This is a genomic window from Amantichitinum ursilacus (assembly GCF_001294205.1).
Lineage (GTDB): Bacteria > Pseudomonadota > Gammaproteobacteria > Burkholderiales > Chitinibacteraceae > Amantichitinum > Amantichitinum ursilacus.
This window is the reverse complement of sequence record NZ_LAQT01000038.1, coordinates 142,297-154,475: the sequence shown is the minus strand read 5'-3', so window position 1 is coordinate 154,475 and position 12,179 is coordinate 142,297. Positions and strand designations below refer to the sequence as shown.

The 12,179-nt window shown below is 57.4% G+C and carries 11 protein-coding genes; 6 read left to right on the top strand and 5 right to left on the bottom strand.

Annotation, left to right across the window (positions count from 1 at the left end; genetic code table 11):
- Position 1 precedes the first annotated feature (1 nt).
- Positions 2-1,633, top strand: coding sequence for a diguanylate cyclase (locus tag WG78_RS21680; RefSeq protein ID WP_053939933.1), 1,632 nt, complete (start codon positions 2-4; stop codon positions 1,631-1,633).
- 105 nt (positions 1,634-1,738) lie between these two features.
- Here the strand turns inward: WG78_RS21680 and clpA are convergent, their stop codons facing one another.
- Complete coding sequence (gene clpA / locus WG78_RS21675; RefSeq protein WP_053939932.1) at positions 1,739-4,006, bottom strand: ATP-dependent Clp protease ATP-binding subunit ClpA; 2,268 nt, start codon at positions 4,004-4,006, stop codon at positions 1,739-1,741.
- A complete protein-coding gene (clpS, locus tag WG78_RS21670) occupies positions 4,003-4,314 on the bottom strand; it encodes an ATP-dependent Clp protease adapter ClpS (RefSeq protein WP_053939931.1) in 312 nt (103 codons plus the stop codon). The genes clpA and clpS overlap by 4 nt, the downstream gene beginning before the upstream one ends.
- Positions 4,315-4,571: 257 nt before the next feature.
- Between clpS and WG78_RS21665 the strand changes: the two genes are divergently transcribed.
- Positions 4,572-4,775 carry a cold-shock protein gene (locus WG78_RS21665; protein ID WP_053939930.1) on the top strand — a complete coding sequence of 68 codons (204 nt, stop codon included), beginning with the start codon at positions 4,572-4,574 and terminating at the stop codon, positions 4,773-4,775.
- Between the two features lie 229 nt (positions 4,776-5,004).
- Here the strand turns inward: WG78_RS21665 and icd are convergent, their stop codons facing one another.
- Complete coding sequence (gene icd / locus WG78_RS21660) at positions 5,005-6,228, bottom strand: NADP-dependent isocitrate dehydrogenase (RefSeq protein ID WP_053939929.1); 1,224 nt, start codon at positions 6,226-6,228, stop codon at positions 5,005-5,007.
- A 121-nt stretch (positions 6,229-6,349) separates the two neighbouring features.
- Between icd and WG78_RS21655 the strand changes: the two genes are divergently transcribed.
- From WG78_RS21655 to mnmA, 4 genes are all read left to right on the top strand, one after another.
- Positions 6,350-6,913 (top strand): pseudouridine synthase, encoded by a 564-nt coding sequence (locus WG78_RS21655; RefSeq protein WP_053939928.1) that lies wholly within the window; start codon positions 6,350-6,352, stop codon positions 6,911-6,913.
- Between the two features lie 152 nt (positions 6,914-7,065).
- Positions 7,066-7,233: a hypothetical protein gene (locus WG78_RS22795; protein WP_161805181.1), complete on the top strand. Its 168-nt coding sequence runs from the start codon at positions 7,066-7,068 to the stop codon at positions 7,231-7,233.
- 120 nt (positions 7,234-7,353) lie between these two features.
- A complete protein-coding gene (locus WG78_RS21650) occupies positions 7,354-7,812 on the top strand; it encodes an NUDIX hydrolase (protein WP_053939927.1) in 459 nt (152 codons plus the stop codon).
- Positions 7,809-8,867, top strand: a complete 1,059-nt coding sequence (gene mnmA, locus WG78_RS21645; protein WP_053939926.1) for a tRNA 2-thiouridine(34) synthase MnmA — start codon at positions 7,809-7,811, stop codon at positions 8,865-8,867. The genes WG78_RS21650 and mnmA overlap by 4 nt, the downstream gene beginning before the upstream one ends.
- 212 nt (positions 8,868-9,079) lie before the next feature.
- Here mnmA and WG78_RS21640 read toward each other — a convergent pair whose 3' ends face one another.
- Both WG78_RS21640 and purB read right to left on the bottom strand, forming a co-directional pair.
- On the bottom strand, positions 9,080-10,570 hold the full coding sequence (locus tag WG78_RS21640; RefSeq protein WP_053939925.1) for a YdgA family protein: 1,491 nt from the start codon (positions 10,568-10,570) through the stop codon (positions 9,080-9,082).
- A gap of 64 nt (positions 10,571-10,634) precedes the next feature.
- Positions 10,635-12,005 carry an adenylosuccinate lyase gene (gene purB, locus WG78_RS21635; protein ID WP_053939924.1) on the bottom strand — a complete coding sequence of 457 codons (1,371 nt, stop codon included), beginning with the start codon at positions 12,003-12,005 and terminating at the stop codon, positions 10,635-10,637.
- Between the last annotated feature and the right edge of the window lie 174 nt (positions 12,006-12,179).

The window sequence follows — 12,179 nt, the reverse complement described above, 5'->3', positions numbered from 1 at the left end:
CGTGGCCGATGCCCGCGACGATAAACTCAAGCAGTTCCAGGCCGCGCTGGCCGAATTACAGCTGCGGTTCAAAACCGAATTGCCAGCCCGGCTGGCGGGCATCCGCGCGCAGATCGAAACGTTTGTTACCGAAGGCCTGGACGCCACCACGCGCGAAGACCTGCAGCGTCAGATTCACAGCCTGACCGGATCAGGCACCACCTTTGGCGCGCCGGAGCTGACACGCACTTCGCGCGAGCTGGAGAAATTTTACCGCGCACATTTGGCCCCATTGGAGCGCCCGGACGAAGACCGGGCCGCACAGTTATGGCAGTACTTTGACGGGCTGATTCAAGCGGCAGCGCAGTTTATCGACCCATTGGGCCTGGCTGGCACCCGTGCCAGCCCGGGTGCCGATGAGCCGCGCCAGACCGTTATTTTCAGTCAGGATGACGCCACCGCCGAGCTGATGCAGATCGAGCTGTCGCTGTTGGGTATCGACAGCATCAGCATGACGCGCGATACGCTGCCGCAAGGTCCGATCGATCTGCTGATCGTCGATCTGGATGGCGTTTCGCAGCCGCTGGATTTCTTTGCCGGCTGGTTGCCCGGTATGCCCGGCGCGCCCGCGCGCATGGTTTGCCTGTCCAAAAATGCGGATGTGTCGACGCGGTTGATTGCGGCGCGGTTGGGCGCGCAGGCGTTTTTGCACAAGCCCGTCTTGACCGAAGAACTCACGGATTTGATGCAGCGGCTGGACGAAGGTCGTCGGCAGCCCGGTTATCGCGTGCTGATCGTCGATGACGAACGCCAACTGGCCGAGTACTACGCGCTGGTCTTGCAAGAAGCGGGCATGCATACGGCCGTGGTCACCGGACCGGTGCATATGTTTGAAAAGCTGGCCGAATTCCGGCCCGAGCTGATCGTGCTCGACTTGTATTTGCCCGGCTGGAACGGTCTGGAAATCGCTAGCGTGATCCGTCAGCAGTCCACTTACGTCAGCATCCCGATTGTGTTCTTGTCGAGCGACCAGACGGCGTCCAGCCGGCTGGATGCCATGCGCCGCGGCGCGGATGATTTTCTGGTCAAGCCGATTGATCCGCATTATCTAGTCACCGCCATTCAGTGTCGCGCGGCGCGCTACCGCGCTTTGCGTGAGCAGATGACGCGGGACGGTTTAACGCGCGCGCTGAATCGTAATGCGGTGATGCAATTACTGGAGATCGAGGAGTCGCGGTGCCGTCGCAACAGCCAGCCGCTGACGGTGGCGATGCTCGATATCGATGATTTCAAGCTCGGCAACGATCAATACGGCCACCAGGCGGGCGATCAGGTTTTGCGCGCGCTGTGTTCCTTGCTGCGGCAGCGCCTGCGCGCCAGCGACGCCATCGGGCGCTACGGCGGTGAAGAGTTTCTGCTGGTGTTGCCTAACACCAGCCAGAGCGACGCGATTGCGTTGGTGGAGGCTTTGCGCGCGCGCTTTGTGCAGATCCGTTTTCCGTTTGCGATGCCCGCCGTGGCGTTCAGCTTCAGCGCCGGCATCTCCACTTTGCGCGCGGGCGAAACGGTGGAGGGCGTGGTGGGCCGCGCCGAACAATCATTGGTGCTGGCGAAGGAAGCGGGGCGCAATCGCGTGTTTACCAGCTTCGAATAAACCGGCCTGGCGTCGCCTTGGCGACGTCTGAGCATTCAACATCAAAAAGCCCCGGCCAGTTTGCACTGGTCGGGGCTTTGTTTTTGCGCGGCGTGGTTCTAACGATTACGCCGGCACCACGTTTTCTTGCTCGTGAATATTGAGCACCACTTTGTCGTCGTCGTCGAGATCGATGGTCACTTCGCCGCCGTTGGCCAGGCGACCAAACAGCAACTCGTCGGCCAGCGCCTTGCGGATCGTGTCCTGAATCAGACGCGACATCGGGCGGGCGCCCATCAACGGATCGAAACCCTTCTCGGCCAGATAAGCCTTCAGCTTGTCCGAGAAATGCGCATCGACCTTCTTCTCTTGCAACTGCATTTCCAGCTGCATCAAGAATTTCTCGACCACTTGCAGAATGATTTCCTGGCTGAGCGGTGCAAACGAAATCGTGGCATCCAGGCGGTTACGGAATTCCGGCGTAAACAGGCGTTTGATCTCGGCCATTTCGTCGCCGGTTTCCTTCTTCGCTGTAAAGCCAATGATGGCTTTGTTCAGCGATTCGGCACCCGCGTTGGTGGTCATGATCAGAATCACGTTACGGAAATCCGCTTTACGCCCGTTGTTATCCGTTAGCGTGCCGTGGTCCATCACCTGCAACAGCACGTTAAAGATATCGGGATGCGCTTTTTCAATTTCGTCCAGCAACAACACGCTATACGGATGCTTGGTGACTTGTTCGGTCAACAAACCGCCTTGCTCAAAACCAACATAGCCCGGAGGCGCGCCGATCAAACGCGATACGGCGTGGCGTTCCATATATTCGGACATATCAAAGCGGATCAGCTCCACGCCTAATGTATAAGCGAGCTGCCGTGCCACTTCGGTTTTACCGACACCGGTCGGGCCCGAGAACAAAAAGGCGCCAATCGGTTTTTGCGGGTTGCCCAAGCCAGCGCGCGACATCTTGATCGCACTGGACAATGCATCAATTGCGTTATCCTGGCCAAACACCACGTTCTTCAGATCGCGGTCCAGCGTCTTCAAGGTGCTCTTGTCATCATTGGACACGCTCTTCGGCGGAATTCGGGCAATCTTGGCCACGATTTCTTCGATCTCGCCTTTGCCGATCGTCTTTTTCTGACGCGACTTGGGCAGAATCTTTTGCGCGGCACCGGCTTCGTCAATTACATCAATGGCTTTATCGGGCAAATGTCGGTCATTGATATACTTGGCCGCCAGTTCTGCCGCCGTGGTCAAAGCCGCAACGGTGTATTTAACGCTGTGGTGTTTCTCGAACTTGTCTTTCAGGCCTTTGAGAATCTCAATGGTCTGCTCAACGGTCGGCTCAACCACATCAATCTTCTGGAAGCGACGCGACAGCGCGTTGTCTTTTTCGAAGATGCCGCGGAATTCCTGATACGTGGTGGCGCCGATGCATTTCAGCGTGCCGTTGGACAGCGCCGGTTTCAGCAAATTGGAGGCATCCAGCGTACCGCCCGAGGCAGCGCCCGCACCAACAAGAGTATGAATCTCGTCGATAAACAGAATGGCATTGCGCTCTTCCGACAATTGCTTGATGACGGCTTTCAGGCGTTGCTCAAAGTCGCCGCGATATTTGGTGCCCGCCAGCAATGCGCCCATATCGAGCGAATAGACGGTGGCATCGGCCAGAATATCGGGCACATCGCCTTCGATAATGCGACGCGCCAGCCCTTCGGCAATCGCGGTTTTGCCCACGCCAGCCTCACCCACCAACAGCGGGTTGTTCTTGCGGCGGCGGCATAGAATCTGCACCACACGCTCCAGCTCGGCATCGCGGCCAATCAACGGATCGATGCGACCGGTGAGCGCCTGCTGGTTAAGGTTCTGCGTAAAGCTCTCGAGTGCGCCGCCTGGGCCCACTTCGGATTCGTGATCTTCGCCTTGTTCCTGGCGCGGCGGGGTGGACGCCACCGGGCCGCTCTTGCTGATGCCATGGCTGATAAAATTGACCACGTCCAGCCGCGTTACGCCCTGCTGATGCAGGAAGTACACGGCATGGCTGTCTTTCTCGCCGAAGATGGCCACCAACACGTTAGCGCCGGTCACTTCTTTCTTGCCCGACGACTGCACGTGCAGAATGGCGCGCTGGATAACGCGCTGAAAACCGATGGTAGGTTGGGTTTCAACCTCACCGGTGCCAGACACCACGGGCGTGTGCTCGGTGACAAAGTCAGAGAGCTGGCGACGCAGGTCATCCATGTTAGCGCCGCATGCGCGCAAAACTTCAGCGGCGGAGGGGTTATCAAGCAGGGAGAGCAGGAGGTGCTCCACGGTGATGTACTCGTGGCGCTTCTGTCTCGCCTCCATGAAAGCCATGTGCAGGCTTACTTCCAGTTCCTGGGCGATCATTCATTTACCTCCATGATGCATTGGAGCGGGTGCTGATGTTGGCGGGCATGCTCGATCACCTGCGCCACCTTCGTTGCGGCAATATCTTTGGGATACACGCCACAGATGCCTCGTCCTTCAGTATGGACTTTGAGCATGACTACGGTCGCTTGTTCAAGCTGCATTCCAAAAAAACCTTGCAGCACTGCGACCACAAATTCCATAGGCGTGAAATCGTCGTTCAATAAAACGACCGTATACATGGAGGGGGGTCCACTACGGACTTCTTTCTCCAGCAATTCCCGCTCAATCTGATGCTGTTGCGCCATAACAATCCATTCGTTATTCACGATTTCATTTTGGCCCGTTGGAGCGCTTTTTCAAGCGTTTCCTGGAAACAACAGTTTGCGAAACGGCCCTTTGAGATGCTTGACCTTGTGCGTAAATGTCGCGTAAAACGAATGCGCGTTTGATGGACAAGTAAACATGCAGTTCCGGTCTAACCCGTTGTGCAGGTCTTGACTTCAAACATCCGGCCCGGAGATGGGCGCACGCTTTAACTGTTTATCCTGGAGAAAGACCTAATATGGCAACGGGTACCGTCAAGTGGTTCAACGATTCTAAAGGCTTTGGCTTCATTACTCCGGACGAAGGCGGCGAAGACATCTTCGCTCATTTCTCCGCGATCAATATGCCCGGCTTCAAGACCCTGAAAGAAGGCCAACGTGTAACGTTTGAAGTTGCACAAGGCCCGAAGGGCAAGCAAGCAGCAAACATCCAGGCTGCATAAACCGCGCCGTTTGTTTGTTATAAAAAACCCTGCTTCGGCGGGGTTTTTTTATTGCCGTCTGTCTGTTGTACCCAATGGCAGATGGTGCGCTGCCACAAAAAAACAATCATCAATCCGGTCGTTCCGGCTGAACGGCAGGATCAGCCTGCGGCAATTGCGACTTTCGCGCAACAAAAAGCCCCGCACGTGGCGGGGCTTTAATGACGCGGTCAATTCGACCTGATCACCATTACATGCGCTCGATAATGGCCTTACCGAATTCCGAGCAGCTGACTTCTTTCGAATCATCCATCAGACGGGCAAAGTCGTACGTAACGATCTTGTCTTTGATGGTGGCTTCCATCGCGGTAATGATCAGATCGGCCGCTTCTTTCCAGCCCATATGGCGCAGCATCATTTCAGCCGAAAGCAGCAGCGAACCCGGGTTCACTTTGTCCTGGCCTGCGTATTTCGGTGCGGTGCCATGGGTGGCTTCAAAGCACGCCACGTTATCCGACAGGTTGGCGCCCGGTGCAATACCGATGCCGCCCACTTCTGCCGCCAGCGCGTCCGAGATGTAATCGCCATTCAGGTTCAGCGTGGCAATCACGTCGTATTCGGCCGGGCGCAGCAGAATTTGCTGCAGGAATGCATCAGCGATCACGTCTTTGATGACGATGCCATTCGGCAATTGCAGCCACGGGCCGCCTTCGATCTCGACGCCGCCAAATTCGCGCTTGGCCAACTCATAGCCCCAGGTGCGGAACATGCCTTCGGTAAATTTCATGATGTTGCCCTTATGGACCAACGTCACGGATTTACGGTTGTTGTCGATGGCGTACTGGATGGCCTTGCGCACCAAGCGCTCGGTGCCTTCCTTGCTGACCGGCTTGATGCCGATGCTGCTGCTGTCCGGGAAGCGGATTTTCTTGACGCCCATTTCGGTCTGCAGAAATTCGATGACTTTTTTGGCGCCATCGGATTGCGCGTCCCATTCGATACCGGCGTAGATGTCTTCGGTGTTTTCACGGAAGATCACCATATCGATCAGATGCGGTTGCTTCACCGGCGAAGGCACGCCTTCAAAGTAACGCACCGGGCGCAAGCACACATACAGATCGAGCTGTTGGCGCAGGGCCACGTTCAGCGAGCGGATGCCGCCGCCGACCGGTGTCGCCAGCGGGCCTTTGATCGAAACCACGTATTCTTTCAGTGCGGCCAGCGTTTCTTCGGGCAGGTAATTGTCGTTACCGTACACGCGCGAAGCTTTCTCGCCACAGTAGATTTCCATCCAGTGAATCTTGCGGGCGCCGCCGTAGCTCTTCTTGACGGCCGCATCCACCACATCTTTCATCACCGGGGTGATGTCCACACCAATACCATCACCTTCGATGAACGGAATGATCGGGTTATCGGGCGTAGCCAGGTTGGCTACAATCCGAGCGCCCTCTTTGGGTACTTGAATGTGACTCATGTGAATTCCCATACAGGTTGGACAACGCCTCAGCGGCGTGTAGACCAGGGATTATCGCGTGAAGCCCGCCTGATGCCAAGGTTAGATACAGCACCGCCCCGGTTGAATGGACGTTATCGTAATGAGCAAATTGATTTTATTGAATAAACCGTACGGCGTGATCTGCCAGTTTTCGCCCAGCCCGCCGCATCAATGCCTGGCCGACTATGTGCCGGTTAAAGATGTGTACCCGGCAGGGCGTCTGGACACCGATTCTGAAGGGTTGTTGTTGCTGACCGATGACGGCCGTCTGCAGCATCGGATCACCGACCCGGGCGCGCAAAAGTGGAAGACCTACTGGGCGCAAGTCGAAGGCGCACCCGACGATGCGCGCTTGCAGCCGCTGCGCCATGGCGTGGACCTTGGCGATTTTGTCACCCGGCCCGCCGCCGTCGCCATTATTGAAGAGCCCGCCAATCTGTGGCCGCGCAATCCCCCCATCCGCCACCGCGCCCATATCCCCACGCACTGGCTGGAAATCCGCATACACGAAGGTAAAAACCGTCAGGTGCGGCGCATGACGGCCAAGGTGGGTTTCCCCACTTTGCGTCTGATCCGCGCGGCCATCGGCGACGACTGGACCCTCGAAGGCCTCGCGCCTGGCCAGTGGCGCGAAGTACCGGCCACGACATCTGGAAGACGCTGATCCAGCACGGGATTTTGCCGGTGTTGCGCCATAGTCTCACCCCGTGCAGGCGGGTTTGCTGGAATGAGGTTTGTCACCTAACTTGATTGCTGATGGCAGTTAGTCGACAGCTATCGGTTGGAAACGAACATTCGCAAACCAGGAGAAAACAGATGAAGTACGTGATCGCTGCTTTAGTCGTGTTGTGCTTTGGTGGTTCGGCGCTGGCCGAAGAAATGCCGGCGACGGCCACACCCGACAGCGTGCAGAAAACGCAGAAGCAACGCGTTAAACACAAAAAGACCAAGAAGGCTTCGGCCGCGGCAGCCAGCGCGTCCTGATCGGCGCCACACAGCCAGAAGCTTGAACCAACGGGCAGGCCACACCTGCCCGTTGTTGTCTGCGCTGTTATCCACGATGACCATCGGGTAGAATTCCGCTTTGCTTTCAGAGTGGTAACGATGTTCAAACCCAACACGACGGTCGCGGCAGTGATTGAACGTGACGGCCGTTTTCTGGTGGTAGAAGAAATGATCGCCGGCCAGCTGCGCCTTAACCAGCCCGCCGGCCACCTCGAACAAGGCGAGTCGCTGATCGACGCCGTCATCCGCGAAACGCTTGAAGAAACGGCCCATCATTTTGTGCCCACCGCGCTCACCGGCATCTATCAATGGTCGCCGCCCGAGCGTCCCGAGCTGACCTATTTGCGCTTTACATTCACCGGCGAGATCACCGGCTTTGATGCCGAGCGTGCGCTCGACGAGGGTATCGTGCGCGCCGTGTGGTTAACGCAGGCCGAACTGGCAGCACGCGCGCAAGAACATCGCAGCCCCTTATTGAATGGCTGTATTCGCGATTACCTGGCGGGTCAGCGTTATGCATTGGCCCTGCTGCATGATTACGACCGGAGCGAGACATGACCCAGAAAATCGTAGTGGGTTTGTCCGGCGGCGTTGATTCTTCGGTGACGGCGCATCTGCTGCAACAGCAGGGTTACGACGTGGTCGGCGTCTTTATGCAGAACTGGGAAGACGACAACAACGACGAATACTGTTCGATCAAAGAAGACAGCATGGACGCCATTGCGGTGGCCGATCTGTTGGGAATCGATATCGAACTGGTCAACTTTGCCGGTCAGTATAAAGACCGTGTGTTCAGCTATTTTCTGGCGGAATACTCGGCGGGCCGCACGCCCAACCCGGACATCCTGTGCAATAGCGAAATCAAGTTCAAATGCTTTCTGGATTACGCGATTGAGCTGGGCGGCGCCAAAATGGCGACGGGCCATTACGCCGCCAACCGGGTGCGCCCTGATGGCCGCACCGAACTGATCCGCGCGGCTGATCAGAGCAAAGACCAAACGTATTTCTTGTATCGGCTAAGCCAGGCGCAAGTCAGCCAGGCGGTGTTTCCGCTGGGCGAATTGCAAAAGTCGCAAGTACGCGTGATCGCGGAAGAAATCGGCCTGCCCAACGCCAAAAAGAAAGACAGCACCGGCATCTGTTTTATTGGCGAGCGGCCGTTCCGCGATTTCCTCAATCGCTATCTACCCAAAGTGCCAGGTGCGATGGTGACGCCAGAAGGCCGCGTGACGGGCGAGCATATGGGCCTGATGTATTACACGATCGGCCAGCGCCAGGGCTTGGGCATAGGCGGGGAAGGGCTGCCATGGTTTGTCGCGGGCAAAGACATGGACAAGAACGAGCTGATCGTCGTGCAAGGGCATGATCACCCCAGTTTGTTGAAGCACGATCTGCTGGCGCTGGACTGCTCGTGGATCCTGGGCGAGCTGCCGGCGGAAGGGCGTTACACCGCCAAGACGCGTTACCGCCAGCAAGATGCGGCCTGCACGTTAACGCATGTGGACGGTGGTGTGGCGCTGCATTTTGACGAGCCACAGTGGGCAATGACGCCGGGCCAATCAATGGTGCTGTATCAGGGCGACGTGTGCCTGGGTGGCGGCATTATCCAATAAAACATGGGCCGTTCGGTATGGATGGCCAGATTGCCACAAGGCGATCCACCACGCATAGGGTGGGTCGTGCCCCACCAACCAAAGCCGGGCGAAAAACGCAGAGCTCGCGAATCGTGTCACGGCGTTGAAGGGTGGGTCTTGACCCACCCTATACGTAAAAAAGCGTGGCACACGGCCACGCTTTTTTTATGTCGACGTCTGACGACAGCCGCTTATTTGGCCGCCGCGCCCGAGGCATTCGACGGTGTGGTCTTTAGCCCGGCCGCCGCAGCCGCTTGTTCCCACGGCAGCGGCACATCCACGCCGTTGAGCACAAATTTGCCGGCATCCAGCGACGCATCGGCCGACAGATTATCGCCATCCACATTGATCAGTTTTTGATCGGCCATGCGGTTGATCTGGCCTTCCACAAATTGCCCCGCCAGATAATCCAGATCCGCCTGCGACACGCCGTTGCCGTTGTTGCCAAACATATTGCGCGCTTGCCAGGTCACGATGTTCGCCACCACTTTGCGTGGCACATGGAAATTGGCTTTGGCCACCAGTTTGCGCATAAACACCGCAGGCTGGTCCAGATCGCCCGGCTCAAAGCCTTTCAGGCCCACTTCGGCATTCAGATGAATGCTGCTGTCCGGCAATTTGATATCGAGCGTCTTGATGGCCAGGCGCGGATCATGCGTCAGCAGCGGCATGCCGTTGCTCTTGGCCAGTTTCACCAGTTCAGCCGACAGTTGCTCGCGGGTCAGTTGCTGTTTTTGCAGACGGTTGAATTCATCGCCCAGGCGCGACAAGGTCGGACCATGCAAATGCGTGGCTTCGGCCAGCAGTTCCGCGGGGCCGTACGGTTGGTCGTTCAGCACCAGTTTGTCGAGCAGGAAATGCGCGCTGCCGTCCACCAGTTCGCCGTTCTCGGTTAACTTGCCCTGATATTCGAAATTTTGCAGCGCCAGTTTAAACGGGCTGTCGCCCGCCATATCCAGGTTGAACGTCGCCACCTTGGTGCCTGAGGTCCCGATCATCAAACCGGTCTTGCCGCGCACGTGGTCGGCGGTCAGCGTCAGGTTGGTCAGATCAAACTTTGCGTGGCCTTTGGCTTCGCCCGACAAGCCCGGCGCGGTGGCGAGGAACTTGACGCGATTAAAGTCGCCGCCGTAATCCAGCGTGGAATCCAGCCCTTGCCATTTAATCTTGACGCCCGAAATCGCTTCTTCGTAATCGAAGGCGGGCACGGTGATATGGATGATGCCGTCATCGTTAAACGCGATGCGGTTTTCCATCTGGATGGGCTTTTGCGTGCCAAAAAAGCGCGTCAGAAATTTTTGCGTATCCGGCGTGAAATTAAACTCGGTGGTGACCACCGCTTTATACGGATGCGGGTTGAAGTGGCTAATCAGCGGCAGCGGGCCGTGCTCGATATGCTGCGTGTAGGTCACTTCAAATTTCGGCAGTGGCTCGCCTTCTTTTTCCAGAAAAAAGCGATACAGCTGCGGGTTGATCTGCAGCGTTACATGCTCGGTAGACGAGAACCAGCCGCGTTGATAATCGCGGTTCTTGACGATGAAATACGGCAGGCTGCTTAGCCATTGGTTTTGCTTGTCGAGCGTTTGTTGCACCGAGCGTCCAGCCATCCAGGAGCTGCCGACATAAGCCGCGCCCAGCAGCACCACGGCCAGAGAGCCGCCAACCAGTACTTTACGTTTCACCGAAATGTTCTCCCGCAAACCAATACGGCCAGCATAGGCTGGCCGCGTTGGCGACGATCTGTTTTTAGATCTTGTTAGCCAGTTCGACCGCTTTGCCGATATACGTCCACGGCGTCAGCGCTTTCAGGCGTGTTTTTTCGGCTTCCGGAATCGCCAGGCCTTCAATGAAGACCGCCAGCGCTTCGCGGGTGATGCCGCTCTTGCCACGCGTCAGTTCTTTCAGTTGCTCGTACGGATTAGGCACGCCGTAACGACGCATTACGGTCTGGATCGGTTCAGCCAGCACTTCCCAGTTGTCGTTCAGGTCATCCAGCATGGCCTGGCGGTCGGCCAGCAGCTTGTTCAGACCCTTCAGGCAAGACACATAACCCAGCTGCGCATAGCCCAGACCGACGCCCATATTACGCAGGACCGTCGAATCCGTCAGATCGCGTTGCCAACGCGAGATCGGCAGCTTCTGCGACAAGTGCGTGAGCATGGCGTTGGCCATACCCAGATTGCCTTCCGCGTTTTCGAAATCGATCGGGTTGACCTTGTGCGGCATGGTCGAGCTGCCCACTTCGTTCTTGTTAACGCGTTGCTTGAAGAAGCCCAGCGAGATGTAGCCCCAGATGTCGCGATTAAGGTCGATCAGGATGGTGTTGACGCGCGCCACGGTGTCGAACAGTTCGCTCATGTAGTCATGCGGCTCGATCTGTACCGTGTACGGATTGAACGTGATGCCGAGGCTTTCGACGAAGCGCTGGCAGAATTGTTCCCAGTCCACATCGGGGTAGGCGGACAGGTGCGCATTGTAGTTGCCCACGGCGCCATTGATTTTGCCCAACACTTCGATTTTTTCGACGCGCGCCAGCTGGCGCTCCAGCCGGTACGCCACGTTGGCCAGTTCTTTGCCCATGGTGGTGGGCGTGGCGGGCTGGCCGTGCGTGCGGCTCATCATCGCGGCATCGGCCAGGTCGTGCGCCAGTTCTTTCAGCTTGGCCACAATCTCGCGCAGCTTGGGCGCGGTGACGGCATCGCGCGCGCCTTTGAGCATCAGCGCGTGCGACAGGTTGTTGATGTCTTCCGAGGTGCAGGCAAAGTGGATGAACTCGCTCGCGGCCGAGATTTCGCGGTTGCCAGACAGACGCTCTTTCATCCAGTACTCCACCGCCTTCACATCGTGATTGGTGGTGCGTTCGATGGTTTTGACTTCGAGCGCGTGCTCCACCGAGAACTGGTCCACCACGTGATCGAGCTCGGCGATGGTGGCGGCGGAAAACGGGGCAATTTCGGTGATGGCCGGATCGGCCGCCAACGCTTTCAGCCATGCAATCTCGACGGTGACACGGTGTTTGATCAGCGCGTATTCGCTGAAGAAAGGACGCAGGTCAGCCAGTTGTTTTTCATAGCGGCCGTCGAGCGGGGAGAGTGCGGTGAGTGCGGAAAGATCCATTTTGATGAAAATGCCCGGTTAAGCGGTTGAATCGAAGGCCGGAATTTTAACACAGCCCGGCCCGGCGCTTGGTCGCACTTACAGGTGGCGTTGCGCGCGTGGTGCGGCGCAGCCCGATGGTGGCATGTAGCGCAGGCCACAATGCCGGGCCGCCCGGCGGACTTTGCTGTACTG

Coding starts and splice junctions, on each gene's coding strand:
- clpA (WP_053939932.1), bottom strand. CDS start 4,006: ATGATCGCCCAGGAACTGGAAGTAAGCCTGCACATGGCTTTCATGGAG.
- clpS (WP_053939931.1), bottom strand. CDS start 4,314: ATGGCGCAACAGCATCAGATTGAGCGGGAATTGCTGGAGAAAGAAGTC.
- WG78_RS21665 (WP_053939930.1), top strand. CDS start 4,572: ATGGCAACGGGTACCGTCAAGTGGTTCAACGATTCTAAAGGCTTTGGC.
- icd (WP_053939929.1), bottom strand. CDS start 6,228: ATGAGTCACATTCAAGTACCCAAAGAGGGCGCTCGGATTGTAGCCAAC.
- WG78_RS21655 (WP_053939928.1), top strand. CDS start 6,350: ATGAGCAAATTGATTTTATTGAATAAACCGTACGGCGTGATCTGCCAG.
- WG78_RS22795 (WP_161805181.1), top strand. CDS start 7,066: ATGAAGTACGTGATCGCTGCTTTAGTCGTGTTGTGCTTTGGTGGTTCG.
- WG78_RS21650 (WP_053939927.1), top strand. CDS start 7,354: ATGTTCAAACCCAACACGACGGTCGCGGCAGTGATTGAACGTGACGGC.
- mnmA (WP_053939926.1), top strand. CDS start 7,809: ATGACCCAGAAAATCGTAGTGGGTTTGTCCGGCGGCGTTGATTCTTCG.
- purB (WP_053939924.1), bottom strand. CDS start 12,005: ATGGATCTTTCCGCACTCACCGCACTCTCCCCGCTCGACGGCCGCTAT.